Raw genomic sequence first — 21,746 nt, 5'->3', positions numbered from 1 at the left:
ATGAGCCAATCAGTTTTAATTTATAAAGCCCTTTGTCTACCCAGTGGCGATGTGGAAGCGTTAGTACAAGGGCGAATTATTGCAGCTATACCTCGTAAATTATTGAATAGGGGTGATAAATTTGCTCTTTACCCTGTTAATTCTTCAATACATCAGTTGCAAATTGAGCAATACTATCGCCCGGATTTTTTACCCATTGCTGAAAGTGCTATCAAACAAGTGAACTCTGAAAAAGTTACTATTAAAGCTTGGGCGAGATGTGAACTTTGCGGAATGTTGGATGAGACTCAGCCGTTAGAAGTTTTATCTCAGTTAACAATCTGGACAACAGCAACGCTGAAACAAATCTTAGAAAAACAACATATTTTTTTAGCTTACCTGCGAGTTTATCATTTATCGGAGCCTTGTCAAGTTGTACTCACCCCCGATATTAAGGGCAAAATTGGTAAATTTGTCGGTATACCTAATATTACTGCTGGGGAGGCAAAACCAGTATTGAGCGATCGCATTTTTGTTCAACGCCAAAAGCAACTACAAAACCTCGAACCACCCAAACACCCAGAACTAGAAGATTTACAAACTGCAATAGTGTCTGTGAGTATGAGCAACCCAGGTGCGCAAGCATTAGACAATGATATTAAAAGGTTTTTAGGTTGGAGTAGTCAGGAGGATAATCATCAACTGGGTGAGGATTTGGGTTGGATAAATAATATTGCCGCGTTAGGCGATCGCAGTATACAAGAAGATGAGGGTAAAAGTAACTATCAAGCCGGGACGGACTTTGAAAATGTGGTGCGTCATAGCTTGGAATTTTTAGGATTTACCGTTGATTATAGTCATAAAGGCGGTGCTGGTGGTTTAGATTTATTTTGTTCCCAACCATACCCATTATTTGGTGAGTGTAAAGCCGGTAAAAGAATTCCTAATGATAGCGCAGTACAATTGTTAAATTTGGGAATGTTACGCGAACCAGAGCTTTTTGATCAAGCTACTAAAATTATCATTGGTGCGGGTAAACCAACAAACCAACTACAAAAATCTGCAAAAATACAAGGTATGGCTATTCTTAATCCTGAAACACTTGAAAAATTAGTCAAACTCCAAAATAACTATCGTAACTCAGTAGATTTATTTAAACTCAAAGAATATTTAAAACCGGGTCAATGTGATGCACAAGTAGAAAAATATATCAGTCAAGTTTACACAGATATCAATTTGCGATCGCACATTATCCAACTAGTAAAAAATTATCAGCAAAACTCAGGGATAGACTTAGCAGGGGTAGAAGCCCTACACGGTGCATATTTCGGCTCAAATCCACCACAACCCCTGCAACCACAAGAAATGCACGAAATTTTAATAGAACTTTCCTCACCCCTGACCGGTTACTTAGGAAGAGTTAAAGGTCAAGATTGGAAAAGCGATCGCTTTTACTTCCTCCGAGACTTAGTAACTACGGCTGAGTAACTTAATATTTGCCCATAACTGCCAAGCATCCTAGATAGATGTGATCTAAGATGCTAGAGAATAAAAAAATTGTTGCAGATACAACAATTATGTGATACAATAGTCCAATGAATCTAAGTTTATTTGGCGGCGGAAATCTTTAAACTAGCTGGGTTACCTGGGTCACCTTGTACTAATACACCGCGCTCATTTGCGTGTAAGTGCCGGACAATTTTGTAAATGGCCTCAACTTTCTCAGATGCGCCAGCTTTTTCGGCTATTTCTTCGAGAGACAGGGCTGTTTTTTGCTGTTGCAACACAGCCACTACCTTTGATTGTAACTCCAGAATAGCCGCAGCAGCTTTTTTACCAGCTTCTACTCCTGGTTGATGGTAGGCGTTGATATTTACCAAACTGGCGTATAAACCAACAGCACGTTCATACAAAGCAATTAACGCTCCCACTGTTTTGGGGTTGACTTGGGGAATAGTCACTGTAATAGAATCCCGTTGATTTTCGTACAGCGCTTGTTGACTTCCTAAGAGAAACCCACAGAGAAAATCTCCCGATGTAACTCCTGGTTGAATTTCTAAAGATTTTCCTTGACGGTCTTCTAACACTTCAATGAAAGTAGCAAAGAAATTCGGTACGCCCTCACGTAATTGCTGGACGTAAGCGTGTTGGTCTGTGGAGCCTTTGTTACCGTAAACAGCGATCCCTTGATAAACAGTCTTACCGTCCAGGTCTTTTTCTTTACCTAAAGACTCCATTACCAGCTGTTGCAAATAGCGACTAAATAACAACAAGCTGTCCTTGTAAGGTAAGACAACCATATCTTTTTCACCCTTACCATTACCGGAAAAATACCAAGACAAAGCCAACAAAGCCGCTGGGTTATTTTTCAAGTTTGGGACGCGGGTAGCGTCATCCATTTCTTTCGCACCCTCTAGCATAGCGTGAACGTCAATGCCTTGTAATGCGGCAGGTACTAGTCCCACGGCGGACATCTCTGATGTGCGTCCTCCGACCCAGTCGTACATGGGAAATCTGGCTAACCAGCCTTCATTTTTGGCGACTTGATCTAAGTTACTATCAACGCTAGTAATCGCAACAGCGTATTGAGCAAAGTCTAAATTCTGGGCTGCATAGGCGGCTTTAACTTCAATCATCCCATTGCGTGGTTCCGGTGTTCCCCCAGATTTGGAGATGACTAAAACCAAAGTTGTAGCTAGGGTATTTTGCAACCGAATCAGAACACGGTCAATACCTGCGGGGTCTGTATTGTCGATAAAGTGAAGGTTCAGGGGTGGAAAATCAGGACTGAGGGCCTCAGCCACAAATTGCGGACCGAGGGCAGAACCACCAATACCAACAGATATAATATCGGTAAACCGACTGGCTTGGGGAGGGTGAACAGCACCTGTGTGGACTTTTTCCGCAAAGGCTTCAATTTGCTCTAGGGTTTGGACAATTTCTTGGGTAAGTTCTGGTGTGGGTGCTAAATCAGGATTTCGCAACCAGTAATGTCCTACCATGCGGCTTTCGTCAGGATTTGCGATCGCACCCTTTTCTAATTCCGCCATATCCGCAAACGCTTTGTCAAACTTCGGCCGCAACGAATCCACAAAAGCATCATCAAAACCCATGCGACTGATGTCTAAGTAGAGTCCTAATCCCTTGTGGAAATATAACCAGTTTTGGTATCGTTGCCAAAGTGCCTTCGCATCCATAGGGAAATCTCAAATAAAGTATTGCTTCAAAAACAAGTTTAATGTAAGGTCAGAGCCATCCGGTGCCTAGCCTTATACAGTTTTCAATCTTGGGTATGGAACATCCCATTAATCCAATTAATTAGTGATGCTTCCCAAAATTATTGTACCTTACCGTTCACCCTTCCCTACCATAGGGCAGAGTTATGGAGTAAGACATGGTGATAGTGTATTAAATAAATTACTATGGTTGAATATCTCACTTTTTTAGCAATTTCTACCACAATCTTCGCCCTGTTTGGTTTGGGACTCAATCTACAGTGGGGATATACAGGGTTAATTAACTTTGGTCATATTGCTTTTATGACTCTGGGGGCTTATACCACAGTTTTACTAAGTCTCCAGGGTATCCCCTTAGTGATATCAGCAATCATAGGAGCAATAGTAGCAGCTTTATTAGGTTTAATTATTGGTTTTGCTACTCTGCGCTTACGGGAAGATTATCTGGCCATTGTCACCATTGGCGTGGGGGAATTAATTCGTTTAGTGGTGAACAATCAAGAATTACCTGTGCGGGATACCTGGATATCTGGGGCGTTTGGTGTCCAAAGTTACCCTATACCCTTATCTACACCCCCCAATTTGTTTTTTAGACTGGTGATGATGGGATTGCTCACAGTGTTGGCGCTGGCTACTTTTTGGTGTTTGTGGCGATGGGTTCGCGCCGCTCACAAATCTCTGTTAGCCGATTCTCGCAAAACTGACAGTAAAAAGCAAGAATTAGTTTCGCGCTGGGGAGTAGGGATTATATTCGCCCTGCTGACAGCAGCAATTTATATTTCTGGTTTGATTGGCTTGTATGATTATAAACCCGCCGCCGGTTTGATGCTGTTGTCATTGTTGGTATTAGGATTTGTATTCTGGCGGTTAGAAATTCTAGTGCGATCGCCTTGGGGAAGGGTGCTTAAAGCTATCCGTGAGGATGAAGAGGTTCCCAAAGCCATGGGTAAAAATGTTTTTTGGTATAAAGTACAATCCCTGATGTTGGGAGGTGCGATCGCTGGTATCGCTGGGGCTTTCTTTGCTTGGCAACTTAGCGCTATTTACCCTGATAATTTTCAACCACAACTAACCTTTGATGCTTGGATTATGGTAATTTTAGGCGGTTCTGGTAATAATATTGGCACCATCTTAGGTGCGGTAATTTTCTTTACTTATGATGCCATGACCAGAGAATTTTTACCGAGAATTTTTACAAATTTATCTTCTGACCAATTGGGCGCATTTCGCATCATGGTGATTGGTCTGATTTTGATGGTACTGATGATTTGGCGACCTCAAGGTATTTTAGGGAAAAAAGAGGAACTCACCCTGGGTAAGTAATTGCTTCACAGTGACTAGTTGAGATTCTGCAACATTAGTTAACAGTTATCAGTCAATTTTTTATGGTAAATAATCAATCTTCCCCACTTCCACTACTTGCAGCTAGCGGACTTTGTAAAAGCTTTGGTGGCTTGAAAGCTGTCAAGGATGCCACAATTGAAGTTAATCAAGGTAGTATTACTGGCTTGATTGGTCCTAATGGGGCTGGTAAAACTACTTTGTTTAACCTACTATCTAACTTCATTCGCCCAGATAAGGGACGAGTGATTTTTGATGGGGAACCTATTGAGCAGTTGGAACCATACAAAATCGCCCAGCAGGGACTAGTCCGCACTTTTCAAGTGGCGCGGACTCTCTCCCGGTTGTCGGTGTTAGATAATATGCTGCTAGCTGCACAAAAACAAACAGGAGAAAAGTTTTGGGGAGTGCAGTTACAGCCTCATATCGTAGCTCAGGAAGAAAAGCAATTCCAAGAACAAGCAATGTCACTACTAGAATCTGTAGGACTGGCGGAAAAAGCCCATGAATATGCTGGTGGTTTATCTGGTGGACAGCGGAAGTTATTAGAAATGGGACGGGCGTTAATGACCAATCCTAAGTTAATTTTATTAGATGAACCAGCCGCCGGAGTCAATCCCAAACTAATAGATGATATATGCGATCGCATTCGTACCTGGAACCGCCAAGACGGTATGACGTTCTTAATTATTGAACACAATATGGATGTAATTATGTCCTTGTGCGATCGCGTTTGGGTGATGGCGGAGGGTCAAAATTTAGCTGAGGGAACCCCTAAAGAAATACAAAGCAATCCCCAAGTATTAGAAGCCTATTTAGGACAGTAATATCAGTCTAACTAATTAGTTATTCTGCCGGTATTTTCTTTACCTACCTCAAATCAAATACGCAGTATTTGTTGATAATTTGCATTGTGCCCAGCGGCTTTTTTGGTCTTAAACTCTTCTAGAATACCGCGGTTTTGGAATAAAATCAAAGCCGCCACTCCCAATAGAAAATAACCAAAATATTTTTGTAATTTTTTGCCATCAACATATTGAGATAGATAAGCACCTAGAACAGTGCCAATACTGGCTGCTATAATAAATGAGGCGATAATATTCCAGTCTAAAGTCACTTCTCCCCAATAGCCTAAAAACCCAGATACAGCATTAGCAGCAATAATTACTAAGGAGGTACCAATAGCCTGTTTCATTGGTATATTTCCCAATATAACTAAAGCGGGTATAATCGCAAATCCTCCCCCAACTCCCACTAATCCTGTTAATATACCCACCCCTAAGCCTTCGCTGACTAGCCACAACCAACAGTATTTACAAATGGGCTTGGTGTAAATTTCTGATATGTCAGGCTGTTTCGCTGTTGATTTAGCACTACGTCGAATCATTAACCCAGAAGCTAGCAACATCATGACTGCAAATAGCAGCATTTGCAAACTACCTGTAATAAATGGCAGATTGGCGATTTTAGCACCAGCAAAAGCCCCCAACATCGTAGCAGAACCAAAGATAAATGCTGTTTTTAAATTGACGTTTCCCTGTTTCCAATGGGGAATTACACCAATTAAACTTACGGTTCCTACAATTACTAAGGTCATGGCTACAGCAGATTTCGGCTCTATTCCCATGACATAAACTAAAGTTGGTAATGCTAAAACTGATCCACCACCGCCAATCAACCCTAAGCTAATACCAATCCCGGCTGCTAGGATATGTCCTAATATCCATGTAATCATTGCACACGTTGATTGTAGGGTAATTTCGCCAATAACATTCCCATGGCACAGGTATTACTGACTCCAGCAAATACTAAACCAGCACCGACAAAGCCACTCAAAATTAAAAACCAAGGTGAAACAAAAGCACCTAAAATTGTCCCTGTAAATACTAGTGATCCGGCTACAATTTGCACCTGTCTCATTAAACTAATGGGGGCGTTTTTATTAATTTTAGTGGGATAATTTAACTGCTTCCAAGCTGTAATTCCTCCTTGAAGTTGGGCAAATTCTGAGAAACCCGCAGTCATCAGTTTTTGTGCTGCTTGGTGGGAGCGTTTTCCTGATTGACAATACAGCACAATTTTAGTGTGACGGTGAAAATCTACTTTTTCTGCTTGGAATTGAGACAGGGGCACAAGTTTAGCGCCGGGAATATGTTCGGCTGCATATTCTCCAGGTTCCCGCACATCTATCAGTTGTACTTGTTGTTTTTCCGTCCAGTCTTTGAGGGTGGAAGCGTCAATTAATTGTAATTTAGTCTCTGAAATCATATTGTTACCTGCTGGTGTTAATTTTAAACTATTTAAGCATTACCACAAAGTTGATTTGCTGGTACTGCTTCCATGATTTTTTGGGGATTTGGTAAGTTTAAACTGGCCATGAACTCAATAAAGTTATCTCGCGTCCGTCCTTGGAAGCGTGGGTTAAACTGCTTTTCTTCGCCGATGGTAGAGACGGTATGTCCCCGGTAGTCATGTCCTGGATAAACTAGGGTTTCATCGGGTAGTGTAAATAGGCGTTGGGTAATTGCGTCAAATAAACTCCCCGCATCACCACTTTGAAAGTCAGTCCTACCACAACCACGAATCAATAGGGAATCTCCTGTTAATAGTTTTTCACCATTAACTAAATAGGCCATATGACTATCTGTATGTCCTAAAGTGGCTATGGCCTCTATGGTAATTTCATCTAATTTGAGAATTTCCCCGTGTTTAATTTGCCGATCAGCACAGCTGGCTGAGGCGTTTTCTGGTACAATTCCTAAACACCCAGTTAATTCACGTAACTTACCAGTACCTGTAATATGATCGGCATGAATATGTGTTTCTAAGCAGTAGTGCAGTGTTAAACCTAATTCTCTAATTAATTGGCGATCGCGTTCTACATTATCTATCACCGGATCTACTAGAATAGCTGCTTTGCTAGTCTTGTCGGCAATCAGATAAGTATATGTACTTGTATCATGGTCAAACAGTTGGCGGAATAACATTTTAGTTTCTCCATATAAACGGACTAGGCTAAAAGCAGAAAATTTTATCGGTAGTTAGATATTAGTTTCTGATATTTTCCATCGCCTTTTTCATATTATATGAGTATATGGTAAAATAGTCAATAAGAAACCACAAAACAATTAATCTTATATGTCAGAGATATTTCCAGACGCTCTCAGTCAAGTTGCGGACTATTTCAAAGTCTTGTCAGAAGTGAGTCGCCTACAAGTGTTATGTTGTTTAAAAACTGGATCTAAAAATGTTACACAAATCATTGGGGAGACTGGACTAGGACAGGCTAATGTATCCAAGCACCTCAAAGTTTTAGCACAAGCGGGAATTGTTAAAAGAACACCAGATGGCGTGAATGTAATTTATGAAATTACTGACCCGATATTATTCCAGTTATGTGATCTAGTGTGCGATCGCCTAGCTGTCCGACTCGAACAACAAACCCAACAGCTGGAAAAACTCGGGAGTAAGGCGTGGAGTCTAGGACAAAGGGGATAATTTTCTCTCCTTTTCCCCTGACCCCTGTGACATAGGCGGGATAGGTGTCAATTAGCTAAATTGCTCCCCCGCATCCAAGTTAAATAAAATTTGCAGGGTTTGCATACAGTTGCGCCGGGCTTCAACATCCTGCTGGGCCCGCAATTGTACCATAGGATCGTGTAGAATTTTATTAACGATTCCTCTTGTTAAAGCTTCGATCACCTCTTGATGTTTGTCAGCAAATTCGGCACCTAATCGAGACAAGGCTTTTTCTAATTCTTGTTCGCGGATGGTTTCAATCTTATTTCTCAGACAACTGATAGTAGAAACTGTTTCTAGCGATCGCCACCAAAGATCAAAAGCTAAAATCTCTTCATCCAAAAGTTTTTCAGCCTCTTCAGCCATCTGGCGGCGGCTTTCATAGTTTTGTGCCACAACAGCCTTCAAATCATCCACATTAAAGGCTTGGACATGGGGCAGTTCATTTACATCCGCATCCACATTTCGCGGCACAGAAATATCAAATAACATCAAGCAGCCATGAGAGTCTAAAACTTTTTCTAACCTGCTGCGGTTAAGTATAGGTTCAGTAGCAGAAGTACTTGTAAATACTAAATCACTTTTGGCAATTACCGCCATCATTTCTGATAGCGCATAAGTATATATAGGCTGATCGGGATAAAGATTTGCCAATTGCTGGGCGCGTTCTTGAGAGCGATTAACAATGCTAATTTGTGTAGCACCTTTAGAAATCAGGTGTTGTACCAACAAACGTGACATTTTCCCAGCACCAATAATTGCGACTCGGCAATCTGATAAATTAGTGGTCTTCATTTGTGCCAACTCCACAGCCGCGGAACTGATAGAAACCGCACCAGTACCAATACTAGTTTCAGTACGCACACGCTTACCGGCTGTCAGAGCTTGTTTAAATAATCGGTTCAGAATTGTTTTTATACCACTGTACTGCTGTCCCAGTTTATGAGTATTTTTCACCTGAGCTAGAATTTGACCTTCTCCGAGTACCAAACTATCTAAACCAGCTGCTACCCGCATCAGATGCATAACAGCATCACCATGCAACAACATAAACAGGTGTTGACGTAGAGACTGTATAGGTAAGCGGCTGTGTTCAGAGAGAAACTGAGTCACCTCCCTAATCCCTCGCTCCGTCTCACTGGTCACAATGTATATTTCTAGGCGGTTGCAAGTGCTAAGTATTGCCACCTCATCAATATGGGGATAGCTACTCAGATGAGCGATGGCTGTTTCGGTCTGTGGTTCTGGAATACTCAGCTTTTCCCGGATTTCAACTGGGGCGGTCTTATGGCTTAACCCCACCACGATAATATTCATTATTTATCGGTAATTGGTAATGGATTATTGATTATTCAGAGTTGGGGATGAGGTCCCAGAGATGAACAAGATTCTTCCCCAGTCCCCACCCCCTCAAGTTTCTAACGTAATTGCAGATTCTTTGGTTGGTCAAACATATGGATAGTATCGACAAAACGTGCCGTATTGGACTGGTTAGAAATCACCAAGCTTTGAGTTCTTGCACCACCCTTAAAGAAGCGGACACCTTCCATAAGAGTACCCGGGGTAATACCACAAGCCGCAAATAAAACAGTTTCACCAGAGGCTAATTCCTCGGCATTATAAACCTTGTCCGGGTCATTAATGCCCATTTCCTTCAACCGTGCGAGATTGCCTTCTCTGCTTTCCCCAATTAAACCTGTTTGTACGACTTCTGGATCGTAGATCAATTGTCCTTGGAAATGACCTCCCAAGCATCGCATAGCCGCAGCAGAGATGACTCCCTCAGGAGCAGCACCGATGCCCATCAAAGCGTGGATATTAGTACCACCAAAAGCGCAGGAGATGGCAGCAGAAACGTCACCATCACTGATGAGTCTGACTCTAGCACCGGCATTGCGAATTTCTTGAATGAGTCCTTTGTGGCGGGGACGATCCATGACCACAACCACCAATTCCTCAACTGCGCGGTTTAAGCACTCAGACAGGATTTTTAGGTTTTCAGTTGCTGACTTGTTGATGTCTACATGACCTCTGGCCGCAGCTGGTGCTGCTAGCTTCTTCATGTAAAAGTCAGGCGCAGCGAATAAACCACCTTTTTCGGCGATCGCCAAAACTGCCATTGAGCCATTTTGACCATAGGCGACTAGGTTTGTGCCTTCGCAGGGATCAACAGCAATATCAATTTCAATTAGTTCTTCAGGGTTACAGTACTTTTGAGCATCCGGTTTAGTACAGATGCCAACTTCTTCCCCAATGTAGAGCATAGGAGCTTCGTCACGCTCCCCTTCACCAATCACAATGCGACCGCGCATATACATTTTGTTCATGCACTCCCGCATCGCTTCCACGGCTACTTGGTCAGCAGTGTTCTTTTCGCCTTTACCTGCCCACTTTGCAGACGCGATCGCTGCTTGCTCTACTACCTCAATAATTTCTAATCCCAGTGTATTTTCCACAGATTCACCCTCTTAAGTGCTTGACTTAGCTTTTTGTTATTTGGCTATTTCAGTCTTCAAGTCTACCAAAGTGCGGATACACGTGGACAATACTATCTACTAAGACAAGTGTTAAGTTTTGCTGCTTTGACTATCTGGTTTATAGTATATTAGTACTATTGTGACCTGCCATGGTCAGATAAAAGATATACTTGTGAAAAAATTCCCTCAGAAAAAATATGCTGGATTTTCTTAACCCCCTTCTTGGTCGCCATCCAGAACGTGTTAAGGCAAATGTTGAAATCTACACCTGGCAAACCTGTCCTTATTGTATCCGTGCCAAAATGTTGCTGTGGTGGAAAGGTGTAAGATTCACCGAGTACAAAATCGATGGCGACGAAGCAGCTAGAGCAAAAATGGCCGAACGCGCTCATGGCCGCCGTTCAGTACCACAAATTTTCATCAATAATCAGCACATTGGTGGTTGTGATGACCTTTATCAGCTAGACAAAGAAGCTCAACTCGATTCACTATTAGCCACTGTGTGATCACCCAGTAGCCATGGAAAAATGTTAATTGAATATCCAGAATATCTGATACATCGCCAATGGATGAGTCGCGCCATAGACTTAGCAAAAATCGCCGGCGATGCTGGTGAGGTTCCTGTGGGTGCTGTGATTGTTGATGCTACTGGAAATTTGATTGCTTCAGGCGAAAACAGAAAAGAACGTGACCAAGATCCCACAGCTCACGCAGAAATTATCGCCTTGCGAGCAGCTGCTAAAACTTGCAAAAATTGGCGCTTAAATCAATGCACCCTGTATGTCACCCTAGAACCTTGTCCCATGTGTGCAGGTGCTATTGTCCAAGCACGTTTAGGAATACTCATCTATGGAGTGGACGATCCTAAAACTGGCGCGGTTCGTACTGTTACCAATATCCCTGATGGCGCTGCTTCTAATCATCGTCTACGAGTCATGGGAGGTATTTTAGAATCAACCTGTCGTCAACAATTACAAACCTGGTTTGCAGGTCGTCGTCAGCAAAATCATGGACAGATATAAAACTGTCCATTAGTCCTAAGACAATTTACCAAAGAAAAACTACTGTTTAATTAATCAACAATTTATTGGCTGATGGGACAATCGGCCGCTACCATGTTTATGGAAATTTATACTTACCAACAAACAGCTACCACGGCAAATACTCGGATAGCTGACACTACCTCGCGGATATCTCCCTGGTTAAGTCCTTTATTGTATCTATTAGGGAGACACCTTCTTTTACCATTATTCTTTGGCAAAATTGACATCACGGGACAGGAAAATATTCCCTTGAATGGCCCTGTGATCCTAGCCCCTACCCATCGGTCACGTTGGGATTCACTGCTTTTACCCTATGCTGGTGGTCGCTATGTCACAGGGCGGGATCTACGCTTTATGGCTAGTATTGATGAGTGCCAAGGAATACAAGGCTGGTTAATCAGAAGTATGGGAGGGTTTCCTGTGGATCCTCAGCGTCCAGCTATTGCTAGTCTCCGTCATGCTGTTGAATTGCTTCAAGAAGGCGAAATATTAGTGATTTATCCAGAAGGTGATATTTATCGCGATGGTCAAGTTCACCCATTAAAACCAGGAATTGGTCGTCTCTCTTTGACTGCTGAATCTAGTCAGTCAGGAGTAAATATCAAAATTATACCTATAAATATTAAGTACAGCCAACCTTATCCTCAGTGGGGTACAGATGTAATAATTAATATTGGAAATGCATTAAATGTCAGTGATTACACGATGGGGAATCTCAAACGAAATGCCCAAAAACTCACATCGGATTTAGCATTAGCTCTACAAGAATTAAGCAATGAAGAATCATAGATATGAGTAAGTTTTTCACTAATAACCAATGACTAATGACCAATTATTCAGTTTTCCCACATCTTGTGGGGCATAGTCGATTAACCATAACTGCCAAATTCCTTGAGATGAAAGGGAAAGTAATTGTTTCAAGACTGGGTGGGAGCTAATTGTATACGTTGTTTGTAAATTAGTGCGGCGGCCTAAGGTGCGGCTTTGTAATAACACCCGTCGATGATTGGGAGCTATTAAATAAACTTCTAAATCGCCTAAAAAATCATGGGTGATATTAACTGTTATTTGAATATCTTTAATGGGACGGGATTCATTAATGGCGATCGCACTTTTGACCCCCTCTGGATTATCATCTGGAATACTTAACTCACGGAAATTCTCACCCCTGACCTGTAACTGAGCAGATAACAAAGAACTACGTAGTTTTGCGGCAGCTTCCACCGCCCTAGCTGCATTCACTTTGCCATAACCAAACCATTGAGAATGTCCGTTATTGTCGTAAGTACCTGCTTGAATACCCAACTGAGGGTCAGGGCGAGAATCCACAATTTTATCAGCAGTTTCCTCCAGAATTAACTTTACCTCTTGCGCCGTTAAGTGAGGATTTGCTGACAGAACTAATGCCGCCACACCTGCGACTATAGGAGTAGCGCTAGAAGTACCGCCGAAATTATTGATAAAATCACCAGGATCATAACCTGCTTCGCCTACTTGGTCAGTAGTTAAAATTCCCCGTCCGTGAAGAGTCGTAGTAATATGGGGTTGTGTATTGACAAAACCCCGACCCTGAAATGAAAATCCGGGTGGGGCGTTATTACTAGGAGCACACAAAGTAATATTAGTGCCCCAGTTACTGTAAGCAGCTTTCTGGTTCAAACTAGTGGAAGCTGCAATGGTAATCACATCAGGATGTACGGCAAATCCATTTAACCAACTTGTATTTCCCTGTAATAAATTTCCTGGCCAATTCTGCTCATAAACCACACCGCTAATGGGGCGGTTAGCATTTCCCGCAGCAAACAATACCACGCAACCTTTACCATTACGTCCTGTAGTAGCAGCACGAGTAATAGCAGCCCGTTGGCGCAAAGACAAGGGATAATATACAGCACCAGCTCCCCAGCTACAAGAAATCACACTGGCCCCCTGGTTAATCGCCCAGTTAAACATATCCTCAATGGATTCATCATCTAAAAAACCAGTACTACGAATCGGCATCAATGCACAACCAGGAGCAACCCCCACAATTCCCTGACCATTTTCTTCAGCCAGAGCTATTCCTGCGCAAGCCGTCCCATGACTGATTTCTCTCTCACCGGGTATAGGTAAAAAACCATTTTTCCTTAAGTCTCTAGGAGCAACAATTTTGCCACTACCTTGTAAATCCGGATGGTTCAAGTCAAAAGAATCATCTACAACCGCCACAACTACAGAACGCACACCGCGAGTGATGTCCCAAGCTGGTTCTACACAAATATGAGAACCAGCTACCAACTGGTTACCCCCATTGTGGTAAAGATACCATTGCTGAGGATATAGGGGTTCACCGGGTCTGTAATGTAATTCACTTTTAATGAGGATATTAGGTTCAGCAACTAAGACGAACGAGAACCCCTGTAACTGATTAGTAATTTTCAGGGGATTTTCTCTGGCTTGTTTGCTCACCAGAAACACAAAAGTATTAGGAATACCCAGGACGGGTTTTTGTGCAACTAAACCAAATCTAGACGCGATCGCCTCAATTGTGGCAGAATCTACCCAAGAGGCAAATTGAATAGTAATTTGGTCATTCAGGTAAACGAAAGTTCCCGGATTATCTTGAATTGTGTAAACATGGCCAGCAAAAGCCACACTTTCCGCACTCCGTGCTTGAGACATGGCCGAGTCTAACTGGTTAGTTGCCACTGTGAAAACTTCTAAATTTGCTTGAGGAATGCTAAATTGCCAAATACCCCAGTTAACCTGAGATAATTGTTGGGAAGTAAATTTAGTTGAGGGACGGACAGTGAAGCGGTCTAAAACCTTTTCTAAAATCAACTCTTCACCGGCCCGTTGTAAAACCATTCCTAAATTGCTTGGCAAACCTGTTTGGGAAAAATCAGAGGAATTAGCTTGATCGTTCATAGGGGCGATTTTGGTTAGTATACAGGAGGAATGGGAACTCACTTGCGCCGATTTTCAGTCTAAATCAGAGAAACCTAGAAGTTTCCATGTTTTCTACATAGTTGCACTACTTGATCCCATGAAATCCGCTGCTGTTCCTTCTTTAATTAGCCCCACGGCTTTATCATTCCTAGCAGTCCTTAACCTGCTGTCACCTGTCAATGCTCAGGTACAAAAGCTACCCAGTCTCTATAGTCAAGTACAAATCATTGAACCCAACGATCCCAATACTCTGCGTCCTACACAAAGTAACAGCATTTTGAGTATAGAGGGCGGTGAACGGCTGATGGCAGAAGCCGCCGCAGCTGTTTCTGCTCAAAACTACCCTTTAGCAGCGAAAAAACTCCAAGATGCACGTCAACTTTATAATCAGTTATCTAATTTTTATCAAGAGTTAAACTCTAGTTTTACGGGTATTGATCCTCGCATTTCCGATTCCCAGCGCCAAAAAGCCTTAGAAACAGCCCAAAAGCGAGACGAAGCCACCTATCAGTTAGCACTGGTACATCGGGCGCAAAATCAACCGGAGTTAGCTGTCCCTTTGTTCATTCAGATTATTAAGAGTCAAAATCCCACGCGGGATTTAGGACAGAAGGCTTATCAGCAGTTATTTGAATTGGGTTTTGTGGATGCACCCTTTCCCAGACAAGGTGCCAGCTCGTCTCAAAGTGAATAAATTCCGCACATCTTCAAAGAAGTCTGAAATGGTAATATAGCCTTTTTCAGGCTCATGAAGTACACACCAATTCCCTATTCCGGTGTTCGGTGTGTTCCCTCAAACTAAAAAAAATTGTACCTCACGAGCATGGGAAATGCTATATCTTAAGTTAGAGCCGCGTTGATCGTCAGTCTGCCTGAAACCTGAAACATATGTTGCCTACCTGTATCTGTTAATAATAGAAAAGTAAGTCTTTCAGGAATTGCGATGATTAATCCGCAGCAGGTTGAGGCAATGATTAAGGCAGAACTGCCAGATGCCCAAATTCAGGTTCAAGACTTGACTGGTGGCGGTGACCACTATCAGGTAACAGTGGTTTCATCACAGTTTGCCGATAAAGGACTGGTACAACAACACCAGTTAGTTTATGGTGCATTGCGACAAGCTATGTCCACTGAAGCAATTCATGCCTTGGCCTTAAAAACCTACACTCCCGCAGCGTGGGAAGCAACAGCAGCTTCCTAAAATGAATAAGTTCAGATTGCCACCGGGACACTGACTATTGATATCTTGGCTATTAGCAATATAGGAAACAAAAAGTCCATGACCCCAGAAACCAAAGAAAAAATTGATAATTTGATACAACAAAACAAAATCATGGTTTTCATGAAGGGAAACAAGTTGATGCCCCAGTGTGGTTTCTCTAACAACGTTGTCCAGATTCTCAACACGTTGGCGGTTCCCTTTGAAACAGTTGACGTTCTCTCAGACCCGGAAATTCGTCAAGGTATTAAAGAATACTCCAACTGGCCGACAATTCCCCAAGTTTATATTGACGGTCAATTTGTGGGCGGTTCAGATATCTTGATTGAACTTTACCAAAACGGTGAGTTGCAGCAACTGGTCGAAGTGGCACTTGCTTCTTAGGTCATCCCCGGTAATTCCCCATTCTTGATGGGGTTGCCCATTTTATTGATCACGTTTGCGACCGCACATCCTTATGGTTGGGTATGTAAGCGTGATCATTGGCAACTCCCCGCCGTAAAACGGCGGAGATCCTTCCTTTGTCTGATAGACAAAATGTCACGAGAATTTCACACCAATAAAAGATTGACAAACGCTGGAAACATGATATAATCGACAGCGTTAACGATTAAGGCAACTATTAGGGGCAGGGTATAAGGGATTAAATAAGCCATTAATAGTAATCAAGTTGTCGTTCTGGTTGGGTCCTGGCAAAATTCGATGGATCGTACAGGTAGCGGCTAGCTTCCTCTTCTAGGCGGTGGATCAGTATAGGTTCAATAGCGTTGCTTTGTCGCAGTGCGGCTAGATACCCATCCAAATACATCCGCATATCGTCCGTCCGATAACCGCGATTCCATAGCTCGACGAAGGCGTCAGTCACTCTTTGGTAATAGCGGATGGTTTGTGTGTCTTGGAGCATAACTGCTATGTTAATCTCTTTAGAATGAGAATTGTAAACGATTCACGCTCAAATGTGAAGTGTTACTTTCACATTTCTCGCTTCAAATCAATGACGCAATATCTAGTTGAGGCTAGATCATCCCCCCAGAAGGTAATCCCATGTTATTCCATAAAATTTAGAACCCGATAGTTTTATAAGCTATTTTTATAATTACTTGGGGTAAGTTTCCATATTCAATACCGGATGCAGTCATGTATTTTCAACAGATTTAATCCGAAAACACCAAAAACTTAGGTATAGGTTAACTTAATCTCACCCTGTTTAGGGTTTGTGGGTAAAATACACCCCTACCTGGGAGGATATTCATAGAAAAACACATTTTTTCCACTGTAACAAAAATTTAAGAATAAATTAAAGAATATAACTAACTTAGCTTTGGGTAAGGCATGAGTTTAGTATTTTACTACCTTGAGGATGAAAAAATCTAAAATTAATCCCAATGTAAGTAACGAAGAATACAAAACCTTGGACATGGGCTTGTTACTTTGAAATTCATCAACGCTAAGGGGTATTGCCGCTGTGGGTTCGGTTTGTATTGAAATCGTTGAGGGAAATCCCCATCTAAGGTCATTGCTGGGATGGCACTTGCAACAGTTGGAATATCGTGTCCATCAAGCCGCCAGCATTTATCAAGCAAGGGAATTATTTTTAAGCCAACAACCAACATTGGTAATTCTAGATGCTGATTTACCCGATGGTGATGGTATTGAATTTTGTCGCTGGTTGCATTTGCAACAACAATCTTTAATTTTGATGCTATCAGCTCGTACTAATGAGGCTGATATTGTAGCAGGTTTAAAGTCCGGGGCTGATGACTATCTTAGTAAACCTTTTGGAATGCAGGAGTTTTTAGCTAGAGTAGAGGCAATAATTCGCCGCAAACGCACACCTATTGCACCAGCTTATTTAGATTATGGCAGTTTGCAAATTGATTTGGTACAGCGCCGGGTGCGTTTCCAAGGTGAGTTTATTGATTTAACGCCTCAAGAGTTTAGTTTACTGTACGTTTTGGCACAGGCTGGGGGAGTAGCTCTGAGTCGTGCAGAATTACTACGTCGTGCTTGGCCTGATGCGATTGATAACCCTCGCACCATTGATACTCATGTTTTGTCGTTACGCAAAAAAGTGGAACTTGATCCTCGTCAACCTAGTTTGATTCAAACTATCCGCAATGTGGGATATAGATTTAATATGGAAAGTTTAAAATCCAATGTTCCGCAACCGCCAACTAAGTTAACCAAGGAAAGATTTACTCACTCACGCTCTACAGTTATTAGTCAACGTTCTTAATGGGATTAAATCCATTCTTGGGTTGCTTGGGTTTCCGATTCTGTCAACTGTTTTTTTAGGTTAATCCAATTGATTTCAGATGCTGTTTGATTTGTCAATAACTGACCTTGCTCTAAGTATAATAATCGGGTGCAGAATACCCGGGCTAAGTCAAGCTGGTTATTTACCATCAAAATTGTTGTTTGATGAGTTTGATTTAGCTGAATTAAGACTTGCATGAGATTGGCTGCTTTACCAGCATCCAAAGCAGAGGTGGGTTCATCTAATAATAAAACTTGTGGTTGGATAACTAAAGCACGGGCGATCGCTACTAGTTGTCGCTGTCCGGTAGAAAGTTGTAATTCTGTCCTTGTTAACCATTCACTGGGAATCTGGAGTTGTTCTATCCAATGGTTAATTCTGGGTTGAATTTTTGCTTGAGACCAACCACGCAAAAATAAAGGATAAGCTAAAGCCTCCCCCACTGTCATTCCTAACAGTTTTGATTCTTGTAATCCCAGTGTGATCTCCTGGCGTAGCTGTATGGTAGGAATTTGGCTATATTCCTGATTTCCGAGATAAATTTTACCTCCAGTAGGTTCACACAGGCGGTTGATCAGCCGCAACAAGGAGGTTTTACCAGCACCCGATGTACCGACAATGGCAATGCGATCGCCTGGAAACACCCCAAAGGAGATATCCTGTAGTATGGGGTATCCCTGAAGTTGGGGTTTAAGCTTGGCAAACAAGTTAACTTGTTCTAGCCTGATTTGGGTGGTGTGGCTGTGATTTTGCAAGTTCAATAACTAATGACCAATGACTAAGGCTGTATTAATAGTCCAAGCATCTACTAATAACAGCAGCAGGGTGAATACTAACAAAACTACATACATCCACGGTTGCGCTAAGGTGCGAACATCTGTAGTATCAATTCCGGTTGTGGCTTCTACCATTTTCACCAAGCGGGAAAATCCAGCTACGCGCATGGGTAATAAATAAGCTTTTCCATCCCGACTGAGAAAATAATAAACTAGTCCCCCTTGACCAGTGGAGCGGGGTTTTAATTCTTTCACATCTGACCAAGATAAAATCCATCCTTTGCGAAAGAAGCTAGGAACCCAGGAGGGGTAGGTAACTTGAATCCCTTGGTCATCGACAATTACTCGCTCTGTCAATACCGCATACAAACCTACAAAGCCAATGCTGATTCCTACCCACAATAATACTGGGGGTATGGCCGCGGCTGTTACCTGGGATAAAAACGGTAATGGGATGGTCAGTGCTATATATAGGCTTAATAGTGTCAGCCGAATTAACGGAGACAGACGAAAAACCGACGTTGAATTGTTGGCTGATGTTGTGTTCACGGCTGAATTAAGGTATAATAGTTCTTTAAGCGAAGCTCGAATCAAGATTGGGGGGGACATCTTGAATACGCCCTGGTCCTACGGCTTTGATTGCCTCTGTGAGGTAAATATCACCAGTGTATAGGGCTTTACCCACAATTACGCCTTTTACTCCCTGTGTTTCTAAACCCAAGAGACTCAATAAATCGCTCACAGAACTCACTCCACCAGAGGCGATGATGGGGATATAAATTTCTTGTGCTAGTTCTCGTAAGGCTGCTAAATTGGGTCCTATGAGTGTACCATCACGGTGGATATCTGTGTAGATGATGGCTGCTGCACCCAGTTCTTGCATTTGCACAGCTAGCTGGGTGGCTAAAATTTCCGAGGTTTCTAACCAACCGCGAGTGGCTACTAGTCCGTTACGAGCATCAATACCAATGATAACCTTTTCGGGAAATTCTGTACAGAGTTCTTGTACTAGTTGGGGTTGTTCTACGGCTATGGTTCCCAGAATTGCCCACTCTACTCCTAAATTAAATACTTGTTGAACGCTAGTGCGATCGCGTAACCCTCCACCAATTTCAATGGGTACAGACACTGCTTCAGCAATGGCTGCAATAGCTTTCAAGTTAACTACCTTACCAGCTTTAGCCCCATCTAAGTCAACTAAATGTAATCTGCTTGCGCCTTGGTCAACCCACTGTTTAGCAATATCCACCGGGTTCTCGCTAAAAACTTGCGACTGCGAGTAGTCTCCCTGATAAAGTCTAACACAGCGCCCTTCTAATAGGTCAATTGCTGGTATTACTTCCATTTATTTCAGCCTATAAATTATTTATCGTATTGGCATTTTTGCCGAGTGTTATCTGCTGATGGCGTTAATTTTTCATTTTTAATTCTCTCACCGCTTGGGCAAACCCCAACACTAGCAGAATGTTAGCAAGGGTTAAAAAAACTTCTGCACCTCCATGTAACCAATCCACATTAGCCAAGGAAACCCCATAATGTAATTGCGAGTAAATTCCCGCAGGGATGGTAATCGCAACAAACACCAGGGTTCCGTAAAATCCATAAAGGGCTAAACGTGGCGTTTGGGGAGTACGACTAATAAACCACAAAAAACCCAAGTAGGGAAACAAGGAAAGAGCAAATAGGGTTTCTTTAGAAATCATGACTTTGATTCAGTAAGTTGGGTAGGGACAGTCTCAGTTTTCTCCTGTGACCTAGTAGAACGCCAGATTAAAACTGCAGCAGCCCAAAGTGTAAAATTACCAATTAAGGTCATGGCAGCTTGCAGCGTGACCAACCATTCTAAAGATGCTGCATTATCAAAATAATGCCAGGTACAGGCACACATGGCACTCACTAAAGCTGGTAACATAGCCAGAGATAATCCCCACCATGTGCGATTACCGCTGAGTTCTCCATAAGTCCAGATTAACCAAATGGCGACCATCCACTCAATAACGCTAGAAACATGAATAATCCAGGTGGGAATAGAAAGAGCGTGCATAAGTAATTAAAAATCAATAGGGATTAAGAGTAACCGCTTAATACTCCCTCGTTTATAAAACAAAAGGGGCTTTAGCGATCGCCTATCGTAATTTGACATAGTTCTCCCCATGCTGCAAACTAATTCTCCACCCCTACCCCCTGCTGAGGAGTGTCCATGGTCATGCTTAGAGGATGTTTGATAAGTTTTATAAGGTGATTTTAGACACTTCTTGATCCCCCCTAACCCCCCTTAAAAAGGGGGGAACTAGAGTCAAAGTCCCCCTTGAGAAGGGGGATTTAGGGGGATCTAAAAATATTTGATACACTAATCATGACTTTTCAAACATCCTCTTAGGTAAGACTATTGATTATCATCTAAAAACCCACTCCTGTGTTTTCCTGTACACATTCCATCATAGCGAATCAGTCAAAATCAGCCAATTTGAGCTTGGAGAGAGATTTTCTTACCCTTACCTAGCTTTTTGGTAAATAAAATTAACAATAAGTTGACTTGGTAACCTTTCCGTTATATATCTAACCTTAGTAGTAAACATTTAGATGTGTTTACTTAACTTGCTCAGGTTAAAGTTGGTCATAATTTAGCAAGTGTAATACCGCTTTTTAAACTACTAATCACATATTCTCACCTGAAACTACGGTGGAGCTATCTGTATTTATATTCACTGAAACGGGTAATGGTAAGGCAGCATAAGACAGAGAAATGACTGTATATAGGCAATAACTATTTTAAGAAAGAGTGATTTATGACTGTAACAAATTTGCTTTCAGATTTACCAGATTTAATCGTCAGCGACATCACACCTACCGTCACCGATGTTAGTTGGGGAGAAACCATTGACATCTCCTGGACAGTCACCAACCAAGGTACTGGTAACACTACTAGTTATTGGTACGATAATATCTACTTCTCAGTGGATGAAAACTT

Annotated in this window: 25 protein-coding genes; 12 read left to right on the top strand and 13 right to left on the bottom strand. The window is 42.2% G+C overall.

Annotated elements, in window-relative coordinates; all coding sequences use genetic code 11:
- Positions 1 to 1,467, top strand: a complete 1,467-nt coding sequence (locus PN457_RS05745) for a DUF1802 family protein (protein WP_271731918.1) — start codon at positions 1 to 3, stop codon at positions 1,465 to 1,467.
- Between the two features lie 119 nt (positions 1,468 to 1,586).
- Here the strand turns inward: PN457_RS05745 and PN457_RS05740 are convergent, their stop codons facing one another.
- A complete protein-coding gene (locus PN457_RS05740) occupies positions 1,587 to 3,176 on the bottom strand; it encodes a glucose-6-phosphate isomerase (RefSeq protein ID WP_271731917.1) in 1,590 nt (529 codons plus the stop codon).
- A gap of 225 nt (positions 3,177 to 3,401) precedes the next feature.
- Between PN457_RS05740 and PN457_RS05735 the strand changes: the two genes are divergently transcribed.
- Entirely contained in the window at positions 3,402 to 4,538 is a 1,137-nt protein-coding gene (locus tag PN457_RS05735; RefSeq protein WP_271731915.1) for a branched-chain amino acid ABC transporter permease, read from the top strand.
- 62 nt (positions 4,539 to 4,600) lie between these two features.
- Positions 4,601 to 5,383, top strand: a complete 783-nt coding sequence (locus tag PN457_RS05730; protein ID WP_271731913.1) for an ABC transporter ATP-binding protein — start codon at positions 4,601 to 4,603, stop codon at positions 5,381 to 5,383.
- Between the two features lie 53 nt (positions 5,384 to 5,436).
- Here PN457_RS05730 and PN457_RS05725 read toward each other — a convergent pair whose 3' ends face one another.
- The 3 genes from PN457_RS05725 to PN457_RS05715 are packed head-to-tail and all read right to left on the bottom strand — an operon-like array spanning position 5,437 to position 7,543.
- The gene (locus PN457_RS05725) at positions 5,437 to 6,288 is read right to left on the bottom strand and encodes a sulfite exporter TauE/SafE family protein (RefSeq protein ID WP_271731935.1); all 852 of its coding nucleotides are present in this window, start codon (positions 6,286 to 6,288) and stop codon (positions 5,437 to 5,439) included.
- Positions 6,288 to 6,824: a rhodanese-like domain-containing protein gene (locus tag PN457_RS05720; protein ID WP_271731911.1), complete on the bottom strand. Its 537-nt coding sequence runs from the start codon at positions 6,822 to 6,824 to the stop codon at positions 6,288 to 6,290. Before PN457_RS05720 ends, PN457_RS05725 begins: the two co-directional genes overlap by 1 nt.
- Before the next feature lie 32 nt (positions 6,825 to 6,856).
- Positions 6,857 to 7,543: an MBL fold metallo-hydrolase gene (locus tag PN457_RS05715; RefSeq protein ID WP_271731908.1), complete on the bottom strand. Its 687-nt coding sequence runs from the start codon at positions 7,541 to 7,543 to the stop codon at positions 6,857 to 6,859.
- A 151-nt stretch (positions 7,544 to 7,694) separates the two neighbouring features.
- On the opposite strand from PN457_RS05715, the gene PN457_RS05710 reads away from it, so the two are divergent.
- Positions 7,695 to 8,054, top strand: coding sequence for an ArsR/SmtB family transcription factor (locus PN457_RS05710; protein ID WP_271731907.1), 360 nt, complete (start codon positions 7,695 to 7,697; stop codon positions 8,052 to 8,054).
- 51 nt (positions 8,055 to 8,105) lie between these two features.
- On the opposite strand, the gene PN457_RS05705 is transcribed toward PN457_RS05710, so the two are convergent.
- Both PN457_RS05705 and glpX read right to left on the bottom strand, forming a co-directional pair.
- Positions 8,106 to 9,392: a glutamyl-tRNA reductase gene (locus tag PN457_RS05705; RefSeq protein WP_271731905.1), complete on the bottom strand. Its 1,287-nt coding sequence runs from the start codon at positions 9,390 to 9,392 to the stop codon at positions 8,106 to 8,108.
- Positions 9,393 to 9,493: 101 nt separating this feature from the next.
- Positions 9,494 to 10,531 carry a class II fructose-bisphosphatase gene (glpX, locus tag PN457_RS05700; RefSeq protein ID WP_271731904.1) on the bottom strand — a complete coding sequence of 346 codons (1,038 nt, stop codon included), beginning with the start codon at positions 10,529 to 10,531 and terminating at the stop codon, positions 9,494 to 9,496.
- A gap of 218 nt (positions 10,532 to 10,749) precedes the next feature.
- Between glpX and grxC the strand changes: the two genes are divergently transcribed.
- The 3 genes from grxC (at position 10,750) to PN457_RS05685 (ending at position 12,384) form a co-directional block, all read left to right on the top strand.
- Complete coding sequence (gene grxC, locus PN457_RS05695; protein ID WP_271731902.1) at positions 10,750 to 11,058, top strand: glutaredoxin 3; 309 nt, start codon at positions 10,750 to 10,752, stop codon at positions 11,056 to 11,058.
- Between the two features lie 21 nt (positions 11,059 to 11,079).
- A complete protein-coding gene (tadA, locus tag PN457_RS05690; RefSeq protein WP_271731900.1) occupies positions 11,080 to 11,574 on the top strand; it encodes a tRNA adenosine(34) deaminase TadA in 495 nt (164 codons plus the stop codon).
- A gap of 99 nt (positions 11,575 to 11,673) precedes the next feature.
- Positions 11,674 to 12,384 (top strand): lysophospholipid acyltransferase family protein, encoded by a 711-nt coding sequence (locus PN457_RS05685; RefSeq protein WP_271731934.1) that lies wholly within the window; start codon positions 11,674 to 11,676, stop codon positions 12,382 to 12,384.
- A gap of 18 nt (positions 12,385 to 12,402) precedes the next feature.
- Here PN457_RS05685 and PN457_RS05680 read toward each other — a convergent pair whose 3' ends face one another.
- Positions 12,403 to 14,502, bottom strand: a complete 2,100-nt coding sequence (locus PN457_RS05680) for a S8 family serine peptidase (protein ID WP_271731899.1) — start codon at positions 14,500 to 14,502, stop codon at positions 12,403 to 12,405.
- Between the two features lie 118 nt (positions 14,503 to 14,620).
- On the opposite strand from PN457_RS05680, the gene PN457_RS05675 reads away from it, so the two are divergent.
- From PN457_RS05675 to grxD, 3 genes are all read left to right on the top strand, one after another.
- On the top strand, positions 14,621 to 15,217 hold the full coding sequence (locus PN457_RS05675) for a hypothetical protein (RefSeq protein WP_271731897.1): 597 nt from the start codon (positions 14,621 to 14,623) through the stop codon (positions 15,215 to 15,217).
- A 249-nt stretch (positions 15,218 to 15,466) separates the two neighbouring features.
- Positions 15,467 to 15,724 carry a BolA family protein gene (locus PN457_RS05670; protein ID WP_271731895.1) on the top strand — a complete coding sequence of 86 codons (258 nt, stop codon included), beginning with the start codon at positions 15,467 to 15,469 and terminating at the stop codon, positions 15,722 to 15,724.
- A gap of 78 nt (positions 15,725 to 15,802) precedes the next feature.
- Entirely contained in the window at positions 15,803 to 16,126 is a 324-nt protein-coding gene (gene grxD, locus PN457_RS05665; protein ID WP_271731894.1) for a Grx4 family monothiol glutaredoxin, read from the top strand.
- Positions 16,127 to 16,397: 271 nt separating this feature from the next.
- Here the strand turns inward: grxD and PN457_RS05660 are convergent, their stop codons facing one another.
- Positions 16,398 to 16,646, bottom strand: a complete 249-nt coding sequence (locus tag PN457_RS05660) for a DUF6761 family protein (RefSeq protein WP_271731893.1) — start codon at positions 16,644 to 16,646, stop codon at positions 16,398 to 16,400.
- 561 nt (positions 16,647 to 17,207) lie between these two features.
- Here PN457_RS05660 and PN457_RS05655 point away from each other — a divergent pair.
- On the top strand, positions 17,208 to 17,978 hold the full coding sequence (locus tag PN457_RS05655) for a response regulator transcription factor (protein WP_271731891.1): 771 nt from the start codon (positions 17,208 to 17,210) through the stop codon (positions 17,976 to 17,978).
- A 5-nt stretch (positions 17,979 to 17,983) separates the two neighbouring features.
- Here the strand turns inward: PN457_RS05655 and PN457_RS05650 are convergent, their stop codons facing one another.
- The 5 genes from PN457_RS05650 to PN457_RS05630 form a co-directional block, all read right to left on the bottom strand.
- Positions 17,984 to 18,754 (bottom strand): ABC transporter ATP-binding protein, encoded by a 771-nt coding sequence (locus tag PN457_RS05650; protein WP_271731889.1) that lies wholly within the window; start codon positions 18,752 to 18,754, stop codon positions 17,984 to 17,986.
- Between the two features lie 9 nt (positions 18,755 to 18,763).
- Entirely contained in the window at positions 18,764 to 19,324 is a 561-nt protein-coding gene (locus PN457_RS05645) for a hypothetical protein (RefSeq protein WP_271731888.1), read from the bottom strand.
- A 25-nt stretch (positions 19,325 to 19,349) separates the two neighbouring features.
- The gene (hisA, locus tag PN457_RS05640) at positions 19,350 to 20,120 is read right to left on the bottom strand and encodes a 1-(5-phosphoribosyl)-5-[(5-phosphoribosylamino)methylideneamino]imidazole-4-carboxamide isomerase (protein ID WP_271731887.1); all 771 of its coding nucleotides are present in this window, start codon (positions 20,118 to 20,120) and stop codon (positions 19,350 to 19,352) included.
- A 64-nt stretch (positions 20,121 to 20,184) separates the two neighbouring features.
- Positions 20,185 to 20,478, bottom strand: coding sequence for a DUF3593 domain-containing protein (locus PN457_RS05635; RefSeq protein ID WP_271731885.1), 294 nt, complete (start codon positions 20,476 to 20,478; stop codon positions 20,185 to 20,187).
- The gene (locus tag PN457_RS05630; protein ID WP_271731883.1) at positions 20,475 to 20,819 is read right to left on the bottom strand and encodes a DUF2499 domain-containing protein; all 345 of its coding nucleotides are present in this window, start codon (positions 20,817 to 20,819) and stop codon (positions 20,475 to 20,477) included. The genes PN457_RS05635 and PN457_RS05630 overlap by 4 nt, the downstream gene beginning before the upstream one ends.
- A gap of 745 nt (positions 20,820 to 21,564) precedes the next feature.
- On the opposite strand from PN457_RS05630, the gene PN457_RS05625 reads away from it, so the two are divergent.
- On the top strand, positions 21,565 to 21,746 hold a 182-nt coding region (locus tag PN457_RS05625; protein ID WP_271731881.1), incomplete at its 3' end, for a hypothetical protein.

This window comes from Anabaenopsis arnoldii, from assembly GCF_028331025.1.
Lineage (GTDB): Bacteria > Cyanobacteriota > Cyanobacteriia > Cyanobacteriales > Nostocaceae > Anabaenopsis > Anabaenopsis arnoldii.
This window is presented reverse-complemented; position numbering and strand designations above follow the sequence as displayed.

Coding starts and splice junctions, on each gene's coding strand:
- PN457_RS05745 (WP_271731918.1), top strand. CDS start 1: ATGAGCCAATCAGTTTTAATTTATAAAGCCCTTTGTCTACCCAGTGGC.
- PN457_RS05740 (WP_271731917.1), bottom strand. CDS start 3,176: ATGGATGCGAAGGCACTTTGGCAACGATACCAAAACTGGTTATATTTC.
- PN457_RS05735 (WP_271731915.1), top strand. CDS start 3,402: ATGGTTGAATATCTCACTTTTTTAGCAATTTCTACCACAATCTTCGCC.
- PN457_RS05730 (WP_271731913.1), top strand. CDS start 4,601: ATGGTAAATAATCAATCTTCCCCACTTCCACTACTTGCAGCTAGCGGA.
- PN457_RS05720 (WP_271731911.1), bottom strand. CDS start 6,824: ATGATTTCAGAGACTAAATTACAATTAATTGACGCTTCCACCCTCAAA.
- PN457_RS05715 (WP_271731908.1), bottom strand. CDS start 7,543: ATGTTATTCCGCCAACTGTTTGACCATGATACAAGTACATATACTTAT.
- PN457_RS05710 (WP_271731907.1), top strand. CDS start 7,695: ATGTCAGAGATATTTCCAGACGCTCTCAGTCAAGTTGCGGACTATTTC.
- PN457_RS05705 (WP_271731905.1), bottom strand. CDS start 9,392: ATGAATATTATCGTGGTGGGGTTAAGCCATAAGACCGCCCCAGTTGAA.
- grxC (WP_271731902.1), top strand. CDS start 10,750: ATGCTGGATTTTCTTAACCCCCTTCTTGGTCGCCATCCAGAACGTGTT.
- tadA (WP_271731900.1), top strand. CDS start 11,080: ATGTTAATTGAATATCCAGAATATCTGATACATCGCCAATGGATGAGT.
- PN457_RS05685 (WP_271731934.1), top strand. CDS start 11,674: ATGGAAATTTATACTTACCAACAAACAGCTACCACGGCAAATACTCGG.
- PN457_RS05680 (WP_271731899.1), bottom strand. CDS start 14,502: ATGAACGATCAAGCTAATTCCTCTGATTTTTCCCAAACAGGTTTGCCA.
- PN457_RS05675 (WP_271731897.1), top strand. CDS start 14,621: ATGAAATCCGCTGCTGTTCCTTCTTTAATTAGCCCCACGGCTTTATCA.
- PN457_RS05670 (WP_271731895.1), top strand. CDS start 15,467: ATGATTAATCCGCAGCAGGTTGAGGCAATGATTAAGGCAGAACTGCCA.
- grxD (WP_271731894.1), top strand. CDS start 15,803: ATGACCCCAGAAACCAAAGAAAAAATTGATAATTTGATACAACAAAAC.
- PN457_RS05660 (WP_271731893.1), bottom strand. CDS start 16,646: ATGCTCCAAGACACACAAACCATCCGCTATTACCAAAGAGTGACTGAC.
- hisA (WP_271731887.1), bottom strand. CDS start 20,120: ATGGAAGTAATACCAGCAATTGACCTATTAGAAGGGCGCTGTGTTAGA.
- PN457_RS05635 (WP_271731885.1), bottom strand. CDS start 20,478: ATGATTTCTAAAGAAACCCTATTTGCTCTTTCCTTGTTTCCCTACTTG.
- PN457_RS05630 (WP_271731883.1), bottom strand. CDS start 20,819: ATGCACGCTCTTTCTATTCCCACCTGGATTATTCATGTTTCTAGCGTT.